Source organism: Streptomyces sp. NPDC056734, assembly GCF_042790455.1.
GTDB lineage: Bacteria > Actinomycetota > Actinomycetes > Streptomycetales > Streptomycetaceae > Streptomyces.
This window is the reverse complement of the sequence record NZ_JBHTZD010000010.1, coordinates 44,353-62,343: the sequence shown is the minus strand read 5'-3', so window position 1 is coordinate 62,343 and position 17,991 is coordinate 44,353. Positions and strand designations below refer to the sequence as shown.

The window sequence follows — 17,991 nt, the reverse complement described above, 5'->3', positions numbered from 1 at the left end:
GATCATGCTGTCCGGCAGGGAGCGCACCGCCACACCCTCTGAGAAGAAACGAAGGAGCGCCACAATGGCCGCCACTCAGGAAGAGATCGTCGCCGGTCTCGCGGAGATCGTGAACGAGATCGCCGGGATCCCGGTTGAGGACGTCCAGCTGGACAAGTCCTTCACCGACGACCTGGACGTCGACTCGCTGTCCATGGTCGAGGTCGTCGTCGCCGCCGAGGAGCGTTTCGACGTCAAGATCCCCGACGACGACGTCAAGAACCTCAAGACCGTCGGCGACGCGACCGACTACATCCTCAAGCACCAGGACTGAGTCCCTCGGGTCCGCCAGGACCTGGACCTGTCCGACAGAGGGCCTGGGGCCGGCCCGGTCCGGCCCGTCCGCCGCCACCCGGCGGTGGCGCCGTCGACCCTTGTATCCGTCTGGAGAGAGAGTTCCCGTGAGCCCGACCAATCGCACCGTGGTCGTCACCGGTATCGGCGCAACCACACCGCTGGGTGGCGACGCAGCCTCAACCTGGGAGGGCCTGGTCGCCGGACGCTCCGGCGTCAGGTCCCTGGAGGACGACTGGGCCGCCGATCAGGCGGTCCGGATCGCCGCACCGATCGCTGTCGAGCCGACCGAGATCATCCCCAGGCCGCAGGCCCGGCGGCTGGACCGGTCGGCGCAGTTCGCGCTGATCGCGGCCCGTGAGGCATGGGCCGACGCCGGTTTCACGGCCAAGGCCGGTGAGGACGGCGGGGTCGTCGATCCCGACCGGCTCGGTGCGGTGGTCGCCTCCGGTATCGGTGGCGTGACGACGCTGCTGGACCAGTACGACGTACTCAAGGAGAAGGGTGTGCGCCGGGTCTCCCCGCACACCGTCCCCATGCTGATGCCGAACGGCCCGTCGGCGAACGTCGGGCTGGCGGTGGGCGCCCGCGCGGGCGTGCACACGCCGGTCTCCGCGTGCGCCTCGGGCGCGGAGGCCATCGGCTACGGCATCGAGATGATCCGCTCGGGCCGCGCCGATGTCGTCATCGCGGGCGGTACGGAGGCGGCGATCCATCCGCTGCCGATCGCCGCGTTCGGCAACATGATGGCGATGTCCAAGAACAACGAGAACCCGCAGGGCGCGTCGCGTCCGTACGACGTCGACCGCGACGGGTTCGTGCTCGGTGAGGGCGCCGGTGTGATCGTCCTGGAGTCCGCCGAGCATGCCGCCAAGCGCGGGGCGAGGGTGTACGCCGAGGCGGTCGGGCAGGGGATCTCCGCCGACAGCCATGACATTGTGCAGCCGGAGCCGGAGGGGCGCGGGATCTCCCACGCCCTTCAGAATCTGCTGGAGCGTACGGATCTGGATCCGGCGGAGATCATGCATGTGAACGCGCATGCGACGTCCACGCCGGCCGGTGACATCGCCGAGCTGAAGGCGCTGCGGAAGGTGTTCGGGGACGAGGTGGACCACTTCGCGGTGTCCGCCACCAAGTCCATGACCGGGCATCTGCTGGGGGGTGCCGGTGGGGTGGAGACCGTCGCGACGGTGCTGGCGCTTTATCACCGGGTGGCGCCGCCGACGATCAATGTCGAGAACATTGATCCCGAGGCGGAGGCCAATGCGGATGTGGTGCGGGGGGAGGCGCGGAAGTTGCCTGTCGAGGGGCGGATCGCTGCGCTGAACGACTCGTTCGGGTTCGGGGGGCACAACGTGGTGTTGGCCTTCCGTACGGTGTGACCGCGTCGCTGGACCGGAAGACGGCCCGGGTCCCCTTGGGGGTCCGGGCCGTCGCCGTTGGGGGTGCGGTTGTGTGCCGGGTGCGGGTGGGTCGTGGCTGGTCGCGCAGTTCCCCGCGCCCCTAGAAGCACGGCGTTGACCGCGGCCCCGTTCGATCGCAGCCTTCGCCGCGACCCCGAAGGGAAGACGCGGCGTTGGCCGCAGCCCCGTTGGATCGCGCCCTTTGCCACGCCCCCCGAAAGCAAAGACGCGGCGTTGGCCGCAGCCCCGTTGGGTCGCGTCCTTTGCCGCGACCCCCGAAAGCAAAAAGACGACCGGCGTGTCCCCGTGTTGCTTTAGACCACCTGGTGGAGCCAGCGGACCGGGGCGCCTTCTCCTGCGTAGCGGAAGGGTTCCAGTTCGTCGTCCCAGGGTTTGCCCAGGAGTTTGGCGATGTCGGACTGGAGGTCGCTCTCGCCGCGCTGGCTGCGTTGGAGGGCGGCTCGGAGGCGGTCCTCGGGGATGAGGATGTCGCCGTGGATGCCCGTGACGGCGTGGAAGATGCCGAGGTCGGGGGTGCAGCTGTAGCGCTCGCCCTCGGCGGTGGCGCAGGGGTCGGCGGTGACCTCGAAGCGCAGCAGCTGCCAGCCGCGCAGGGCGGAGGCGAGTTTGGAGCCGGTGCCCGCCTGGCCCTTCCAGGAGAACTCCGAGCGCCAGGTGCCGGGCGCGGCGGGCTGCCGGATCCAGTCGAGGCTGACGCGGGTGCCCAGCACTCCGGCGATGGCCCACTCGACGTGTGGGCACAGGGCGCGCGGAGCGGAGTGCACGTACAGAACTCCACGTGTCGTCACCGGGACCTCCGGGCTGAGCGGGACAATATGTGCGGCGGCTGGGCGGTGGGGCGGCCAGCCACGTTCGATGGCGAGGCTACCGTGCGGCGGCGTGGGGAGTGTGACGTACCGTCGGTCCTGGTGCCGGGAAACCTCCGCCATTCACCCGGCAGGACCCCTGTGCGGGCGGATGGCGCTCCGAGTCAGGTGCCGGGAACCCTCACGCGTTCTTATGGGGTGGGGACGGTGACCGGGCGAGGAGGGCTTTGTGGGGATGGGTCTGGTTATGCGGCGGCGTTTACTGCCGGTGCTCGCGGTGATGACGGCGGCGGTCGTCGGCGCGGCGGGGTGTGACGCGGTCGGCGGTGACGGCTCCCCGGCGGTGGAGAAGAAGGCGCAGCCGGCGCCGAGCCCGACGCCGGTGTGGGATGTCAGCCCGGAGTCGGTGGCGGCGGTCGGGGACTCCATCACCCGTGGCTTCGACGCCTGTACGGTCCTGTCGGACTGCCCCGAGGTCTCCTGGTCCACCGGGACCAGCCCGGAGGTGGACAGTCTCGCCGTCCGGCTGCTGGGCGACGCGCGGGCCGTCTCGCACAGCTGGAACTACGCGGAGACCGGCGCCCGGATGGCGGATCTGCCCGGCCAGATGGCCCAGGCGGCGACCCGGGACCCCGAATTGGTGACGGTGATGGCGGGCGCCAATGACGCGTGCCGTCAGTCGGTGGCGGCGATGACGCCGGTCGGCGAGTTCCGGGACGCGTTCGAGGACGCGGTGGCGACCCTGCGCCGGGTGGCGCCCGAGGCACAGCTGTATGTGTCGAGCGTGCCGGATCTGCTGCGGCTGTGGTCGGAGGGGCGGACCAACCCGCTGGGCAAGCAGGTGTGGAAGCTGGGCATCTGCCCGTCGATGCTCGGCGACGCGGACGCGATGGACAAGGCGGCGACCGAGCGGCGGCTGTCGGTGCGGGACCGGGTGGAGGAGTACAACGACGTACTGCGGGAGGTCTGCGCGAAGGATCAGCGGTGCCGGTTCGACGGGGGCGCGGTGTACGAGTTCGAGTTCGGCACCGATCAGCTGAGCCATTGGGACTGGTTCCATCCCAGCAAGGACGGTCAGGCGCGGCTGGCGGAGATCGCTTACGAGGCGGTCACCTCGGAGGATGGTTGATCGAGGCGACTTTGGCTCCCAGGGCCTAGGGTTTCGATCATGAGTGAACATTTCGGGACGCTTTTCGATGGCACCCGGGTGGGGCGCTGGAGCATCGAGCGGGGCGGGGTGCGGGTGCGCGTGCTGTCCTACGGGGGGATCGTGCAGTCCCTCGAGGTGCCGGGCGGGGTGGACGTGGTGCTGGGGTTCCCCTCTCTGGACGGCTATCTGTCGCACCCGGGGCCGTACTTCGGGGCGCTGGTGGGGCGGTACGCCAACCGGATCGCTGGCGGCCGGTTCCCGCTGGACGGGCGGACGTACGCGCTGGCCCGCAACAGCGGGCGGAACTCGCTGCACGGCGGGGAGCGCGGCTTCGACAAGCGGGTGTGGGACGTGACGCCGGGCGAGCACTGTCTGCGGCTCAGCCGGGTCAGCCCGCACGGCGAGGAGGGGTTCCCGGGGCGGCTGGAGGTCGCGGTGACGTACGGGCTCGACGCGGACGGCTCGCTGCGGATCGCGTACGAGGCGGTCACGGACGCGCCGACTCCGGTGAACCTCACCCACCACAGCTACTTCAATCTGGCGGGGTCGGGGAGCGCGGGCGGGCATGAACTGCGGATCGCCGCCGCGCGGTACACCCCGGTGGACGCCGATCAGATCCCGACGGGCGTCGCGGCGGTGCGGGGCACGCGCTTCGACTTCCGGGCGGCGCGGAAGGTGGGGGCGGGGTACGACCACAACTTCGTGCTCGACAAGGGGGTGACCGGGGAGCCGGTGGAGGTCGCGGAGCTGTCCGACCCGGCGTCGGGGCGGACCCTGACCGTGGCGACCACCGAACCCGGCCTTCAGCTCTACACCGCCGACCATGTCACCGAGCCGTTCGCGCCCGGCGCCGGGATCGCCCTGGAGACCCAGCACTTCCCGGACGCGCCGAACCGGCCGGAGTTCCCGGACACCGTGCTGCGGCCGGGTGAGGTGTTCCGGTCGGAGACGGTGTATGGCTTCGGGCCGCGCGGCGCGGTGTAGTCGCGGGGGCAGTCGTGCACCCCGGCCCGGATGTCAGGGTCCGGGCCGGGGCTGTTCGGGGGGCGGCTCGCTGTCCGTCGGGAGGTGACGGCTCGCTGTGCCGTCCGGGGGACGAATCCATCCGGCGGGAGGAAATCGGCCTTGATCAGACAGTAGTCGTCACTGCGAGCCTGCGGTTGAAGATCGAACAACTGGCCTGGATCTCGTACGAACCCTTCACAAGCGACCAGGAGGCGGTGGGCTCGTCCCAGATCTGGAAGGCGCGGAGGGGCAGGGTGATGACGGCCTCGGCGGTCTCGCCCGGTGCGGCCTCGACCACCGTGAAACCGGCCAGCCAGCGGGTGGGGCGGGCGGGGTCGGGGGTGGTGGGGGCGAGGTAGAGCTGGACGGTCTCGCGGCCGGGGCGGTCGCCGGTGTTGCGGACGCGGACGGTCACGGTCGGGCCGGTCGTGGGGCGGTCTGTCATGGTCGGGGCGGTCGTGGGGCTGCCGTCGGTGCCGGTCGCCTCGATGGAGTCGTATGTCCAGGTGGTGTAGCCGAGGCCGTGGCCGAAGGGGTAGGCGGGGGTGCGGTGCCGGCGGTCCCAGGCGCGGTAGCCGATGAAGACGCCCTCGGTGTAGGCGAGTTCGCCGTCGGTGGGGGTGACCTGGGTGACCGGGGCGTCGGCGAGGGCGCCCCAGGTGGTGGGCAGCCGGCCGCCGGGCTCGTGGGCGCCGGTCAGTACGTCGGCGAGGGCGGCGCCGCCCTCCTGGCCGGGGAACCAGGTCAGCAGGACGGCGGCCACGTCCTCGCGCCAGGGCAGTTCGACCGGGGAGCCGGTGTTGACCACGACCACGGTGTTCGGATTGGCGGCGGCGACCGCGCGGACCAGGTCGTCCTGGCGGCCGGGGAGGGTGAGGTCGGTGCGGTCGAAGCCCTCGGACTCCACCTGTTCGGTGGTGGCGACCACGACGACGGCGGTGTCGGCGGCGCGGGCGGTCTCGGCGGCCTCGGCGATCAGGGCGTCCGGGTCGCGCCGGGGCTCCTGGTGGGCGAGGGAGAAGGTGACGACCTTCAGCGGGGCGCCCTCGGGCAGGGCGACGACCTGGGTGAGGGAGACCTCGACCGGTTCGCCCGCCGTGAGAGCGGCCTCGGCGCGGGGCACCGGGGTGCCGAAGAACGCCGCGAAGGGGTCGGCCTCGCCGTTGCCCTGGACGCCGTCGAAGTGGGTCCGGCCTCCGATGGCGAGGGTGAAGGCGCCCACGCCCTTGATGCCGAAGGTGTGGGTGCCGCTCTCGCGCGGGAGGTAGGTGCCGGTCAGTTCCACGGTGTGCAGCCGGTCGTGGGTGACGCCGTCGGGCAGGTCGGGGTCCGTCCACTGGATGTGGCCGTTGGGCGCGGAGGCGGTGCCGATGATCTCGCCGTGCGTGTCCCGGCAGACCGTGCGCAGGGTGAAGCCCCGGGCGGCGACGGCCATCCCGGTGGTGGGATCGGCGCCGAGCGCGTAGGTCAGGGTCCCGGCGGGGAGGGCGGCGGTGAGGCCGTCGAGCGGGGAGACGACCCGGGGCGGGAAGACGGTGGCGGAGCCGCCGCCGAGGATGCGGGCGTCCCGGGCGGCGGCGCCGAGCAGGGCGACGGTGCCGCCGGACCGCAGCGGCAGGGCGGGGCCGGACGCGCGGGGCTCGTTGCGCACCAGGACGAAGGAGCGGCGGGCGATCTCGCGGGCGAGGGCCGCGCCGTCGACCGGCGCGGGGAGGTCGGTGACGGCCGGTTCCGCGCCCGCCAGGAGGCCGGTGCGGGCGGCGAGCCGCAGCACGTTGCGGACGGCCGCGTCGACCACGGCCTCGGGGACGGAGCCGTCGCGCACGGCCTGCGCGAGGGGCGGGCCGTAGACGGTCCTGGGGCCCGGCATGGCGACATCGAGGCCGCCGGTGATCGCGGCGACGGTGTCGCGGGCGGCGGTCCAGTCGGAGACGTTGCAGCCGTCGAAGCCCCATGCGCCGCGCAGCACCTCGTTGACCAGGTGGTGGTGCTCGGTCATGGTCGGGCCGTCGACGGCGTTGTAGGCGGTCATGACGCCCCAGGGGCGGGCGTTCTCGACGATCGCCTCGAAGGGGGCGAGATACAGCTCGCGCAGGGCGCGTTCACCGACCAGGTTGTTCACCGTGAAGCGGTCGGTCTCGGCGTCGTTGGCGACGAAGTGCTTGACGGTGGTGCCGACTCCGCCGGACTGCACGCCCTGGACGTATCCGGTGCCGATCCGGCCGGTGAGGTAGGGGTCCTCGCTGTACGCCTCGAAGTGCCGTCCGCCGAGCGGGGAGCGGTGCAGGTTGACCGTGGGGGCGAGCAGGACGTGCACGCCTTTGCGGCGGGCCTCCTGGGCGAGGAGGGTACCGGCGCGGCGGGCGAGGCCGGGGTCCCAGGTGGCGGCCAGCGCGGTCGGGGAGGGCAGGGCGACGGACGGGTCGTCGGCGCTCCAGCGCACGCCCCGCACCCCGATCGGGCCGTCCGACATCACGAGGGACTCAAGGCCGATCTCCGGGAGCGCGGGCAGCGACCACCTGTCCTGGCCGGACAGCAACCGGGCCTTGGCATCGAGCCCGAGAGCGGCGAGAGCGGCCTCGACCGCCGTCTCGCGGGCCCGGTCGGCGGGGGTGGGCACCGGGTCCGGGGGGTCCGGGGGGTCCGGGGGGTCCGATGCGGGCCGGGTCCCCGGGGTCGTCGTCGCCATCGGACAGCCTCCTCGTCGAGGTCGGGTCGCTGCGGGTCACTGCGGGTCGCTGCCTCCCATCGTGCACCGGGGGTGGTGGACGGGGCGCGAGGCTGGCCGTTGGCGCCGGGGCGCCCGGGGCGCGGGGGCGCTGTCGCCGAGTCTGCGGGGCGCCGGGCTACCGGGGCACCGGGCCGCCGGATCGCCGAGTCTCCGGGGCGCCGAGTCTCCGGGGCACCGGGCTACCGGGCCGCCGGATCGCCGGGCCGCCGAGTCTCCGGGGCACCGGGGCACCGGGGCACCGGGGCACCCGGGCACCCGGGCACCAGGGCTACCGGGCCGCGTCTTCAAGGCACCGGGCTACCGGGCCGCGTCTCCGGGGCACCGGGCTACCGGGCCGCCGGATCCCCGGGCCGCCGAGGGGCATCCGGGATGCCGGGCGCGCTCCGGGACTTCCTGGCGGTGCCGGGCGGGGCCAGGCGGGGCCAGGCGGGGCCAGGGGCCGGTGCAGCCGAGCGGGGCCCGTGCAGCCGAGCGGGGGTTCGGCCGGGCGGGCGGGGGTTCGGCCGGGCGGGCGGGGGTTGGGCCGGGCGGGCGGGGGTTCGGCCGGGCGGGCCCCCGCCGGGGTCGGCCGTGCGGTCCGGTGGCGGCGGGAACTACCTCTCCGGCGAGATCGCCCGCCGGGCCACGCCGCTGCGCGACCGGCTCCGGCTGACCGGCTCACTGCCCGCCCGGCATGTGCACCCGCCGGTACTGGAGTTCGGGGCCGGGAACCCGGCCGAGGTGACCGATCCGGCGTTCGTACGGAACCGGCTGGACATCCTCGTGCAGGTCAGGGCAGTCGCGGCGAGCCGCTCTCGGCGCTGATCTCCGCGTCCTGTGCCGCGTCCGCCGCGTCCTCCTTGAAACCCTCCCCCAGCAGTTCCCGTGCCATCAGCGTCGCGCCCGCCACCGCGCCCGGCATCAGGAACACCGCCACGAACGGGACCAGGAAGGCGAGCGCCAGGGGGGTGCCGAAGCCCCAGACCATGCGCTTGTGGTGGCGGAGGATGGCGAGGCGGGCGCGGACGTCGACGCGGCGGCGCTGGAGGGCGACGGCGATCAGTTCCTCGGTGAGGAAGAAGCCGGTCACCATGAACCCGGCGACCGGGACGACTGTCTGCCCGGCGACCGGGATGAAGCCGAGGGCGAAGAGCAGGATCGCCCAGAACAGGGCGCGGACCAGGATGCGCAGGCTGTCGCGGGCCGAGATCCAGATCTCCCGCCACAGGGGGAGGCCGGACTCGGGGGCGGTGCCGTCGGGCGAGACATCGCGGTCGACCTGCTCGGAGAGGTTCTCGTAGAAGGGCTGGCCGATCAGCAGGGTGACCGCGGTGAAGGTGAGGACCGAGAGGAGCAGGGCGAGGGCGAAGAGCACGACGGTGAGGAAGCCTCGGAAGAGGCCCAGCCAGGGGCTCGCCCAGTCGTCGGCGAACGGGGTCGCCCAGCTGACGAAGTCCTCACCCCACAGCGCGAGCCCGACCAGCGCCGCCGCGTAGAGCACCAGCGTGACCAGGCCCGGGAGCAGCCCGAAACCGTAGCTCCTGCCGTGCCGGGCCATCCAGCGCTGGCCCTTGATGAGATAGCCGAAACCCGCCCCAAGATCGTGCATGGGGGCACCCTACCGGGGCCGGTCCGGGCCGGTCCGGGCCGAGCGGGGTCAGCGGTCCGCCGACCTGCGCACAACGCCCTCTTGTCGCGGTTGAGTCGAACGGGTGCGGCTCGCCGTACCGATCCCCGGAAGGGGGAGTTCGCACAGGTCGGGCGGGCATTGTTCACGGTGGCAGGCGTCGGTGGCGGTGGAGCGTGGGAAGAGCGCATGACACGTGAGGGAGAGCGCATGACACAGGAGATCCACGGCGCGGCCGTGAGGATCCACGGCATGGTCGCGGACGGCTTCGAGCGCGTACGGGAGGAGTTCGCGGCGTTCGTCGCGTCCGAACGGCCGGACTACGAGGGCCAGTTGTGCGCCTATCTGCACGGGCGCCGGGTCGTGGACCTGTGGGCCGGTGACAGCGCGGACGGTGTCGGCGCCGACTCGCTGTACGGGGTGTACTCCTGCACCAAGGGCGCCGCGCATCTCGTGGTGGCGCTGCTGGTGCAGGACGGCACGCTGGAGCTGGACCGCAGGGTGACCTACTACTGGCCCGAGTTCGCCGCCGAGGGCAAGGGCGCGGTCACCTTGCGGGAGCTGCTGGCGCACCGGGTCGGGGTGGTCGGCGCCGATGGCGGGTTCAGCGCGCGGGAGCTGGCCGACGACCGGCTGATGGCCGAACGGCTCGCCGATCAGCGGCCGTTCTGGCGGCCGGGCACGGCGTTCGGCTATCACGCGATGGTGATCGGCGCGCTGACCGGTGAGGTGGTCCGCCGGGCCACCGGCCACACCCTCCAGGAGGTGTTCGAGGAGCGGGTCCGGGCGCCGTACGGCCTGGACTTCCACCTCGGGCTGCCCCAGGCGCTGGAGCCGCGTTTCCGCGCGGTGCAGCCGATGGTCCCGACGGCGCAGCAGCGGGCGCTGCTCGACGCGGTGGCGCGGGGGCGGCACTCGCTGGCGTCGATCGCGTTCAACGGCCACGCGGCCGAGCCCATCGACCTCGAAGCGCTGCCCAACGGGCGGGCGGTCCGCGCCAAGGGGCCCGCCTCGTACGGCGGGGTGGCCGCGGCGCGCGGGCTGGCCGGGATGTACGCGGCGGCGATCGGCGAGGTGGACGGCAAGGCGCCGCTGCTGAAGGAGGACACGGCGGCGGAGTTCGGGCAGCCGCACTCGGTGGGGTACGACCTGGTGACCCGCACGCACAGTGCGTTCGGGCTGGGCTTCCAGGCGACCGCCGAGGTCGCGTATCCGTTGCTGGGCGCCGGGGCGTTCGGGCACAGCGGGGCGGCCGGGGCGGAGGCGTTCGCGGATCCGCGCAGCGGGCTGGCCTACGGGTACACACGGCGCCGGTTCGCGTACCCCGGCGGGGCGGCGCCCGAGAACGAGCGGTTCGTGGCGGCGGTGCACCGGGCGGCGCTGGAGGCGTGACGGAAGCGGGGCGGAGGCACGGCTGACGGCTGACGGCTGACGGCTGACGGCTGACGGCTGACGGCTGACGGCTGAGCATGACGAACGGCGGTGACCGCTCCCCCGGGGGCGCGGTCACCGCCGTCCTCGTGGGCGGCCCTCAGACCAGCGTCACCGTGATGTTGCCGTGGGTGGCCTTCGAGTACGGGCAGACCTGGTGGGCCTTGTCCAGCAGGGCTTTGGCGGTCTCGGCGTCGACGCCCGGGATCGTGGCGGAGATCTCCACGATGATCCCGAAGCCGTCGGCGTTCCTGCCGATGCCGACCTTCGCGGTGACGGTCGAGCCGGAGACATCGGCCTTCTCCTTGCGGGCGACGACGGCGAGGGCGCCCTGGAAGCAGGCGCTGTAGCCGGCGGCGAACAACTGCTCCGGGTTGGTGCCGGTGCCGGAGCCGCCCATCTCCTTGGGCGGGTTGACGACCACGTCGAGCGTGCCGTCGTCGGTGGCCACCCGGCCGTCGCGGCCGTTCTCGGCGGTGGCGACCGCGGTGTACAGGACGTCGGACTGCTGAATGGGCATGGGGTTCTTCCTCCTCGGGTCCGCCGGGGACTCGCGCCCACGATCCCCGACGGTTTCGGAAAGAAGTTACCGCATACCGGAAAGCCTCTGAAGGGGTCGAGGGCTCCTGAAGGGGTCGAGGACTTGTGAGGGGGTCAGAGCCTGACGATCATCTTGCCGGTGTTGTCGCCGCGCAGGACGCCGAGGAACGCCTCCAGGGTGTTCTCCACGCCGTCGACCACGGTTTCGCGGTGCTTGAGCGCGCCCGAGGCGATCCAGGGGCCGACCTCCTGCACGAACCGCGGCTGGAGGTCCCGGTGGTCGCTGACCAGGAAGCCCTCGATCCGGCCGCGGGTCTGGATCAGCCGTCCGAGGTTGCGCGGGCCGGGGACGGGCTCGGTGGCGTTGTAGAGGGAGATCATGCCGCAGACGGCGATCCGGCCGTGGAGCTTGAGCGCGCCGACGGCGGCCTCCAGGTGCTCGCCGCCGACGTTGTCGAAGTAGACGTCGATGCCGTCGGGCGCGGCGGCGGCCAGCTGCTCGGCGACCGGCCCCTTCTTGTAGTTGAAGGCGGCGTCGAAGCCGCACTCGTCCAGCAGCAGCCGGACTTTCTCGTCGGATCCGGCCGAGCCGATGACCCGGGCGGCGCCCTTGAGCCTGGCGATCTGCCCGGCCTGGCTGCCGACGGCCCCGGCGGCGCCGGACACGAAGACGGTGTCGCCCTCCTTCAGCTCCGCGATCCGCAGCAGCCCGGCGTAGGCGGTCAGCCCGGTCATGCCGAGCACGCCGAGGTACGCGGCCAGGGGCGCGGCCTTGGGGTCCACCTGGACGGCGGCGGAGGCGTCCACGGCCGCGTACTCGCGCCAGCCGAGGCGGTGCAGGACGTGATCGCCGACGGCCAGTCCTTCGGCGCGGGACGCCACGACCTCGCCGACCGCCCCGCCGAGCATCGGTTCGCCCAGTTCGTAGGGGGGCGCGTAGGACTTGGCGGCGCTCATCCGGCCGCGCATGTAGGGGTCGACGGAGAGGTAGAGGTTGCGGACCAGCACCTGGCCCTCGCCCGGCACCGGGAGGGGGACCTCGGCCAGGGCGAAGTCCTCGGGCTTCGGCCAGCCGACGGGGCGGCTGAGCAGCTGCCACTCACGGCTGAGGGCGGGGAGGGTGGAGTGAGTCGCAGACATGTGGACGGGCTCTCCATTTACTTCAGCAGCTCATTAGTTCATTGACTAAAACAATCATGCTCTTTAATATTTCATGATGTCAAGTAACGGGGTACGCTGGGAAGCATGGCCACACCATCGCTCCCCCGGCGTCCCGACGCACTGACCTTGGAGGTGGTTGACCTGATCGGCTCGGTCGTGGCGCTGTACCACGAGGAGTACGAGGAGGCCGCCGCCGAGCACGCGCTGACCGGCGCGCAGGCCAAGCTGCTGAGTCTGCTCGCGCTGGAGCCGCTGCCGATGCGCAGGATCGCCCGCAAGCTGCGCTGCGAGCCGTCCAATGTGACCGGAATCGTGGACCGGCTGGAATCCAGGGGTCTCGCCGAGCGCCGCGCCGACCCGGCCGACCGCCGGGTGAAGCTGGCGGCGGCGACGGACGAGGGCCTGCGGGTCGCCCGCAGCCTCCGTGACTCCCTGCGTTTCGCCCGTGAGCCGCTGGCGGGGTTGAGCGAGGAGGAGCGCCTGGCGTTGCGGGATCTGTTGCGGCGGGTGGTGCCGTAGCCTCGCGCCATGGCGACCCTCTGGGACCTTCTCAAGGACTGCATCCCCGACGACCACGCCCGTCAGGTGACCTCGCGCTACTACGTGGACCAGGCCATGCAGGCGCCGGGCGCGCCGGGCCGGGTGGTGGACCTCGGGTGCGGACGGGGCACCTCGGCCGCCCACTTCAAGCGGCACGACCCCGAGGTGCGCTGGGTGGGCGTCGACATCTGCGACTCCCCCGAGGCCCGGCAGCACCGGCCGGGCGGCGATCCGGTGCTGCACTTCGACGGTGTCCGGCTGCCCTTCCGCACGGACTCGCTGCCGCTGATCTACTCCCACCAGGTCTTCGAGCATGTCGTGCGCCCGCGTGATCTGCTGGCCGAGATCGGCCGGGTGCTGGCGCCGGGCGGGGTGTTCATCGGCAGCACCTCGCAGTTCGAGCCGTACCACTCCTTCAGTCTGTGGAACTACACGCCGTACGGGTTCCGGGTGCTGGTCGAGGAGGCCGGGCTGGCGCTGGAGGAGATCCGGCCCTCGCTGGACGGCGTGACGCTGATCCTGCGCACCTACGACCACGAGCGCAAGGAGCGGTACGGGCGGTACTGGAGCGAGGAATCGCCGCTGAACGTGGAGATCGACGACTGGGGCAAGCTGACCCGGCGGCAGACGGCGCTGGTGAATCTGCGCAAGCTGACGTTCTGCGGGCAGTTCGCGTTCCGGGTGCGGAAGCGGGTGGGGGCGGGAGTGGGAGCAGGGGCGGTGGCAGGGGTGGGGGCAGGGGGCTGATGCGGGGGGCGTCCGGGCCGGGAGCCTCGTAACTCTCATGGCCTGGACGCCCGTACGGCCGTACGCCTGGCTGCCCGGGCGCCTCCGCATCCGGCGGCCCGTCGCCTCACCCGGACACCAGGAGGTCCGTCCACTCCTGGGCCACCCGCTCCAGTGAGAAGCTCTCCCGTACCTGGGTGCGGGCCTCCTGACCGGCCGTGCGCCAGCCGTTCTCGTCCAGGGAGTCCAGGGCGTCGGCCATGGTCTGCGGGTCCTGGTGGATCCAGCGCCGGTCATAGATCTCGTCGGCGCCCGGCCAGGGCAGCAGGGCGGGTACGGCGGCGGAGGCCATGCCCTCGGCCGGGGCGAGGTGGAACGACTCGTCGTCGCTGGTGGACAGGACGTGTCCGACGCGGCGCAGCCAGCCCGCCACGTCCGCGCCGAAGCCGTCGAAGACGACCGCGCCGGTCAGCAGCGGCGAGGTCTGCATCCGGCGCAGCACGTCGTCGAAGTGGGCGCGTTCCTCGGGCTTGTTCCAGATCCACCAGTACTCCCATGGTGGCTTGGACTTGATGGCGAGGTGCCAGCGCCGGTCGCGGGCGCGCAGGGCCTCCAGCACATCGAGGCCGAGGTCCATGCGTTTACGGCTGGGCGCGATGCCGATCATGCCGAGCCGGAAGCGGGCGCCGGGTGCCTTGGGCCGGTCGAGCTGGTCGGTGTCGACCCAGTTCGGGACGACGGTGACCTTCGACTCGGGCCAGCCGGTGTGTTCCAGGGTGCGGCGGGCGTAGTAGGTGCTGACGCAGATCACCCGGTCCACGTTCTCGATGGCGACCTGTTTGGGCCAGCCCGCGTCGAGTTCGAAGCGGTGCAGGCGGATGATCAGGCGGCTGCCGGGGCGTTTGTGGCGGCTGTACCAGACGGCGGCGGGGCCGCACCACTCGACGACCACCACGTCCGCCCATTCGGCGAGTTCGCGGCTGGCCACCGGGTCGTGGCGGGAGAGGGCGGGCCAGGCGTCGACGCGGACGTCGAGGCCGGGCAGGGCGCGGAAGTGGTCCATGAGCCGGGTGAGGAACTTCAGGTCGTGGCCCGCGACGCCGACCCGCAGCGGCCTGGGCCGGGCGGCGACCGATGGGGGCGCGGCGGGGAAGGCGCGGTCGAGCTGGGTGCGCCAGCGGCCGGCCGCCGCGCTCAGGGTGTGGCGGGCGGCGGCCTCGCGGCAGCGGGCGGCGGCCAGGCGGCGGCTGCCGGGTTCGCGCACGGCACGGGCGACGGCGGCCACGGCGTCGTCGAGTCCGGCGCGGCCGGGGACGTACAGGGGGTAGTCGGTGCCGAGGAGTGCCTCGTGGGCGGGGGTGCGGTTGAGGACGACGGGCAGGCCGAGCGCGCCGAACTCCAGCACCTTGGTGGAGAGTTCGAGGCTGGCGTCCAGTTCGGGTGCGCGCCAGCCGAGGCCCAGGTCGCAGTCGCCCGCGATGCGCATGGCTTCCTCGCGGGGCTGTCCGCCGTGGTGTTCGACGCCGGGGGTGCTGTGCAGTGCGCGGGCCATCGCGGGGCGGAAGCCGGGGTGGGCGGGGTCGTCGTGGATCTTGTCGCCGACGGTGTGGAGCATGGCCCGGATGCCCTGTTCGGCGAGGAGGGCGGGGAGGCGGGTCATGGGGAGGGTGTTCCACAGGGGGGCGAACTTGCCGGTGTAGACGAGCCGGAAGGGGGTGTGGGGCTGGTCGTGATCGGGGACCGGGACGCCGGGTTCGGGTACGGCGGGTTCGGGTACGGCGGGTGGGCTGAGGACGCATTTGCCGACCGCCTCCGGGATCCAGGTCTCCAGCAGGCAGCGCAGTTCCTCGGTCTGGCACAGCAGCCGCTGGGACGCCTCGGCGATCCTGGTGAGGTCGGCGCGGGCCTCCTCGGTCATCTCGGCGGCCGATTGCGGGATGTCGGTGAGGTAGGCCCAGATCCGGCCGTCGAAACGGCCTTCGGAGACGACGCGGGTGACGAGGCGGCGCCCGCGCAGGACGAGCAGGTCGCAGGGTTCGGCGTCGTCGAGCCGGGCGAGGAGCCGTTCGGCCTGGACGGGCGAGAGCGGCCGGTCGGGGGCGCCCGGCACCAGCCGCTCCTCGTGCGGGCGCACCACGCGCACGCCGGGCAGCCCGGCCAGCGGATCGATCAGCCGCCCGGTGCGCACGGGCGCCTTGAGCACCAGCCGGGTGCGGCAGCCGGCGCCCGCGAGCGCCTGGACGGTGGACTGGGCCCAGACGGCGGAGCCGTCGATGAGGTTGAGGTCGACATCGCCGTAGACGAGCGCGTCGAGTGTGCGGCCGGGGCCGCTTCCCGCCGGAGTCATGCCGGCTCCTTTCCACAGCAGGCGAACAGGCGGTGGCCCTGGCGGGCCCATAGTTCGGGCGGGGTGGTGGAGGTGTGCAGGGAGCGGCGTACGAGGAGGGGGCGCAGTTCGGGTACGAAGGTGTAGTCGTCGCCTGCGGGGGTGCTGCCCACGGCGTCGGCTCCGGAGTGTTCCTGGGCGCACATCAGGTCCAGGAGCAGGGTGTCCGGGCGGTCCTCGGTGAGGTCGGTCCAGTCGGCGACCCAGGGGGCGAGGGGGGCGCCGGTACGGACGGTGATCCCGGCGGCGGTGAGTTCGTCCAGGCCGGTGGGGTCGGGGACGACCACCTCGGCGGGGCGGTGTCGCTGGCTGAGGACCTGGGCGGTGAGGCGGGCGATGCCGGCCCGGTCGCGGGGGGCGGCCACGACGCAGACGCGGCGGGTGTCCAGGGGGTCGGGGGCGCCGACGCGGCGGGCCAGTTCGGCGAGCCGGACCCGGGTGCTGCCGGTGCGAAAGGTCTCGCGGAGGCGTTCGCGGCCGTCCACGGCCGGGTCCAGGGCGGTCAGCGGTACCCCGGTGTCGGTGTCGAGGACGGCGTCCCAGGCCAGCCGGGACAGAAGGGGGGCGGCGGACGCGGGGCCGTCCCGCCACAGGACGCAGGCGCGGCCCGCGACCCGGGCCTCGGTGAGCATCTCGGCCAGTCTGCGGTCCAGGTCGGGGGCGAAGCCGGTGCCGGTGTGCGCCCAGGGGCCGTAGCCGGTGCAGGCGCTGAGCTGGACGACGACGGCGTCCGGGTCGGTGCGCCGGACGATCAGCTCGCCGTCGTGCGGCAGGGCGGGGTTGACCACGGCGTCCGTGGCGAAGGCGGCGGCGGTGTCGTCGGTGAGCACGCCGGTGAGGACCAGGCGGTCACGGGGGGCCGAGGTGAACGCGCGATGGGCGAGGTGCAGACGGCCGTCCTGAAGGGCCTCGGCCTCGGCGGTCGCGGCGGCGGCGGTCCGGGCGGGCTTCGCGGGGGCCGACTGGGCGGTCCGTCCGCGCCACAGCCCGTACAGCTCCTTCGGCAGCCGGGACGCGCCGCGTTGGGGGGAACGGGCGGCCGAGACCAGGGCGCGGCCGACCCGGAGCGAGGTCGAGCCCTCCAGCATGGCGACGCGCGCCTGGAGCACCTCGACCCGGTCCCGGGCGCCGCGCAGGGCGCCGGAGAGGCGGGCCTTGTCCCGTTCGGCGGCGGCGAGCCGCTCCGCGAGTCCGTCGCGGCGCTCGGAGCCCCGGGCGGCCTCGGTCTCCTCGACCGTCCGTTCCAGGTCCAGCACCTTCGCGCGCAGCGAGCGGGAGACCAGGTCGGCGAGCACGTACTCGTCGGCGATCCGCAGCGCGGTGGTAAAGCCCTCGGCGGGGACCGGGCGGCCGAACCAGTCGTCGGGGGGCAGGAGTTCGTCGGTACGGGCGAACACCGCGCCCGCGTGGAGATGGACGTAGTCGAGCGGGGCGGCGCGCAGCACCTGGCAGTGGTGGGCCACCAGGGCGTCGAGCAGCCGGTGGTAGGGCAGGTCGGGGCCCCGGTGCCCGAAGACGATCAGGCCGCGTCCGCCGGGGCGCATCCGCTCCAGTACGGCGAGGACGGCGGACTCGGTGCCGTGCAGCCGGGCATCGGGGCCGTAGGAGACGAGCACCAGCTCCCCCTCCCCGACCGCCTGCGCACCACGCCGCAGGGTGACGCCGTCGGGAAGATGGAGATAGGGCTCCAGATCGAGGGCACCGGGGGTGGCGTCCACGACGCTGGTGACGCCGTCGAGATGGGGGCGGAGCAGATCGGTCAGACGCATCGGCTGGTCCTCATACGCTCGGTCGCGCGCGGCGGCGGGTGCGGCGGGTGCTTCGGGGGGTGGGGAGTTCGCCGGGGGTGGTGAAGGCGGGGTGGGGACCCCGCCGGGGCACGGCGAAGGCGGGGCCACGCGCCCGCCGGGAGGGGGCGGAAACCCGGCCGCACGCCCACCTGGGCGGGGTTGGGGCGGGGTGGCGTCGCCGCCGGGCAGCAGTGAGGGTGCGAGAGCGAACCCGCCAGCGCGCGGTGCGGGCGCGGGCGCGAACCCAGCGGGGGACGGTGGCCGTGAGGCCGCACGCCCACCAAGGCGGGGTAGGCGCGAGGCAGCTCGCCCGCCGGGCAGCAGCGCGGGCGAGAGAGCGAACCCGCCGGGGCGCGGTTCGG

At 73.2% G+C, this 17,991-nt stretch carries 14 protein-coding genes and 1 pseudogene; 8 read left to right on the top strand and 7 right to left on the bottom strand.

The features are described 5' to 3' along the window. Nucleotides 1–64 precede the first annotated feature (64 nt). Together ACFRFC_RS17010 and ACFRFC_RS17005 are read left to right on the top strand one after the other, a co-directional pair. Nucleotides 65–313: an acyl carrier protein gene (locus ACFRFC_RS17010; protein ID WP_191880738.1), complete on the top strand. Its 249-nt coding sequence runs from the start codon at nucleotides 65–67 to the stop codon at nucleotides 311–313. Between the two features lie 127 nt (nucleotides 314–440). Further along, nucleotides 441–1,715, top strand: a complete 1,275-nt coding sequence (locus ACFRFC_RS17005; protein WP_382685928.1) for a beta-ketoacyl-[acyl-carrier-protein] synthase family protein — start codon at nucleotides 441–443, stop codon at nucleotides 1,713–1,715. Between the two features lie 335 nt (nucleotides 1,716–2,050). Here ACFRFC_RS17005 and ACFRFC_RS17000 read toward each other — a convergent pair whose 3' ends face one another. Continuing rightward, nucleotides 2,051–2,545: a DUF3145 domain-containing protein gene (locus ACFRFC_RS17000; protein WP_382685925.1), complete on the bottom strand. Its 495-nt coding sequence runs from the start codon at nucleotides 2,543–2,545 to the stop codon at nucleotides 2,051–2,053. Between the two features lie 265 nt (nucleotides 2,546–2,810). On the opposite strand from ACFRFC_RS17000, the gene ACFRFC_RS16995 reads away from it, so the two are divergent. Then, entirely contained in the window at nucleotides 2,811–3,692 is an 882-nt protein-coding gene (locus ACFRFC_RS16995) for an SGNH/GDSL hydrolase family protein (RefSeq protein ID WP_382685922.1), read from the top strand. 39 nt (nucleotides 3,693–3,731) lie between these two features. Further along, nucleotides 3,732–4,697: an aldose epimerase family protein gene (locus ACFRFC_RS16990; protein ID WP_382685919.1), complete on the top strand. Its 966-nt coding sequence runs from the start codon at nucleotides 3,732–3,734 to the stop codon at nucleotides 4,695–4,697. Nucleotides 4,698–4,842: 145 nt separating this feature from the next. Here the strand turns inward: ACFRFC_RS16990 and ACFRFC_RS16985 are convergent, their stop codons facing one another. After that, nucleotides 4,843–7,407 (bottom strand): glycoside hydrolase family 3 protein, encoded by a 2,565-nt coding sequence (locus ACFRFC_RS16985; protein ID WP_382685917.1) that lies wholly within the window; start codon nucleotides 7,405–7,407, stop codon nucleotides 4,843–4,845. A gap of 579 nt (nucleotides 7,408–7,986) precedes the next feature. Here ACFRFC_RS16985 and ACFRFC_RS16980 point away from each other — a divergent pair. Continuing rightward, nucleotides 7,987–8,253: pseudogene (locus tag ACFRFC_RS16980) on the top strand (pyroglutamyl peptidase); the annotation flags it as partial. Here the strand turns inward: ACFRFC_RS16980 and ACFRFC_RS16975 are convergent. Further along, a complete protein-coding gene (locus ACFRFC_RS16975) occupies nucleotides 8,219–9,037 on the bottom strand; it encodes an EI24 domain-containing protein (protein ID WP_382685914.1) in 819 nt (272 codons plus the stop codon). The pseudogene ACFRFC_RS16980 and the gene ACFRFC_RS16975 sit on opposite strands and share 35 nt — an antisense overlap. 228 nt (nucleotides 9,038–9,265) lie before the next feature. On the opposite strand from ACFRFC_RS16975, the gene ACFRFC_RS16970 reads away from it, so the two are divergent. Then, the gene (locus tag ACFRFC_RS16970) at nucleotides 9,266–10,447 is read left to right on the top strand and encodes a serine hydrolase domain-containing protein (protein WP_382685911.1); all 1,182 of its coding nucleotides are present in this window, start codon (nucleotides 9,266–9,268) and stop codon (nucleotides 10,445–10,447) included. Between the two features lie 139 nt (nucleotides 10,448–10,586). On the opposite strand, the gene ACFRFC_RS16965 is transcribed toward ACFRFC_RS16970, so the two are convergent. Next, a complete protein-coding gene (locus ACFRFC_RS16965; protein WP_382685908.1) occupies nucleotides 10,587–11,006 on the bottom strand; it encodes an organic hydroperoxide resistance protein in 420 nt (139 codons plus the stop codon). Nucleotides 11,007–11,140: 134 nt separating this feature from the next. Beyond that, on the bottom strand, nucleotides 11,141–12,166 hold the full coding sequence (locus tag ACFRFC_RS16960) for an NADP-dependent oxidoreductase (protein ID WP_382685905.1): 1,026 nt from the start codon (nucleotides 12,164–12,166) through the stop codon (nucleotides 11,141–11,143). A gap of 105 nt (nucleotides 12,167–12,271) precedes the next feature. Between ACFRFC_RS16960 and ACFRFC_RS16955 the strand changes: the two genes are divergently transcribed. Together ACFRFC_RS16955 and ACFRFC_RS16950 are read left to right on the top strand one after the other, a co-directional pair. Continuing rightward, on the top strand, nucleotides 12,272–12,706 hold the full coding sequence (locus ACFRFC_RS16955; RefSeq protein ID WP_382685902.1) for a MarR family winged helix-turn-helix transcriptional regulator: 435 nt from the start codon (nucleotides 12,272–12,274) through the stop codon (nucleotides 12,704–12,706). Between the two features lie 9 nt (nucleotides 12,707–12,715). Then, on the top strand, nucleotides 12,716–13,474 hold the full coding sequence (locus ACFRFC_RS16950; protein WP_382685899.1) for a class I SAM-dependent methyltransferase: 759 nt from the start codon (nucleotides 12,716–12,718) through the stop codon (nucleotides 13,472–13,474). Between the two features lie 106 nt (nucleotides 13,475–13,580). Here the strand turns inward: ACFRFC_RS16950 and ACFRFC_RS16945 are convergent, their stop codons facing one another. Together ACFRFC_RS16945 and ACFRFC_RS16940 are read right to left on the bottom strand one after the other, a co-directional pair. Further along, complete coding sequence (locus ACFRFC_RS16945; protein WP_382685897.1) at nucleotides 13,581–15,800, bottom strand: glycosyltransferase family 4 protein; 2,220 nt, start codon at nucleotides 15,798–15,800, stop codon at nucleotides 13,581–13,583. Then, nucleotides 15,797–17,608 carry a hypothetical protein gene (locus ACFRFC_RS16940; protein ID WP_382685895.1) on the bottom strand — a complete coding sequence of 604 codons (1,812 nt, stop codon included), beginning with the start codon at nucleotides 17,606–17,608 and terminating at the stop codon, nucleotides 15,797–15,799. Before ACFRFC_RS16940 ends, ACFRFC_RS16945 begins: the two co-directional genes overlap by 4 nt. Nucleotides 17,609–17,991: the final 383 nt, after the last annotated feature.

Excerpts from the sequence above, each read along its gene's own strand:
- ACFRFC_RS16960 (WP_382685905.1), bottom strand. The coding sequence starts at position 12,166 with ATGTCTGCGACTCACTCCACCCTCCCCGCCCTCAGCCGTGAGTGGCAG.
- ACFRFC_RS16970 (WP_382685911.1), top strand. The coding sequence starts at position 9,266 with ATGACACAGGAGATCCACGGCGCGGCCGTGAGGATCCACGGCATGGTC.
- ACFRFC_RS17010 (WP_191880738.1), top strand. The coding sequence starts at position 65 with ATGGCCGCCACTCAGGAAGAGATCGTCGCCGGTCTCGCGGAGATCGTG.
- ACFRFC_RS16955 (WP_382685902.1), top strand. The coding sequence starts at position 12,272 with ATGGCCACACCATCGCTCCCCCGGCGTCCCGACGCACTGACCTTGGAG.
- ACFRFC_RS16985 (WP_382685917.1), bottom strand. The coding sequence starts at position 7,407 with ATGGCGACGACGACCCCGGGGACCCGGCCCGCATCGGACCCCCCGGAC.
- ACFRFC_RS16945 (WP_382685897.1), bottom strand. The coding sequence starts at position 15,800 with ATGACTCCGGCGGGAAGCGGCCCCGGCCGCACACTCGACGCGCTCGTC.
- ACFRFC_RS16995 (WP_382685922.1), top strand. The coding sequence starts at position 2,811 with ATGCGGCGGCGTTTACTGCCGGTGCTCGCGGTGATGACGGCGGCGGTC.
- ACFRFC_RS16950 (WP_382685899.1), top strand. The coding sequence starts at position 12,716 with ATGGCGACCCTCTGGGACCTTCTCAAGGACTGCATCCCCGACGACCAC.
- ACFRFC_RS16990 (WP_382685919.1), top strand. The coding sequence starts at position 3,732 with ATGAGTGAACATTTCGGGACGCTTTTCGATGGCACCCGGGTGGGGCGC.
- ACFRFC_RS16940 (WP_382685895.1), bottom strand. The coding sequence starts at position 17,608 with ATGCGTCTGACCGATCTGCTCCGCCCCCATCTCGACGGCGTCACCAGC.
- ACFRFC_RS16965 (WP_382685908.1), bottom strand. The coding sequence starts at position 11,006 with ATGCCCATTCAGCAGTCCGACGTCCTGTACACCGCGGTCGCCACCGCC.
- ACFRFC_RS16975 (WP_382685914.1), bottom strand. The coding sequence starts at position 9,037 with ATGCACGATCTTGGGGCGGGTTTCGGCTATCTCATCAAGGGCCAGCGC.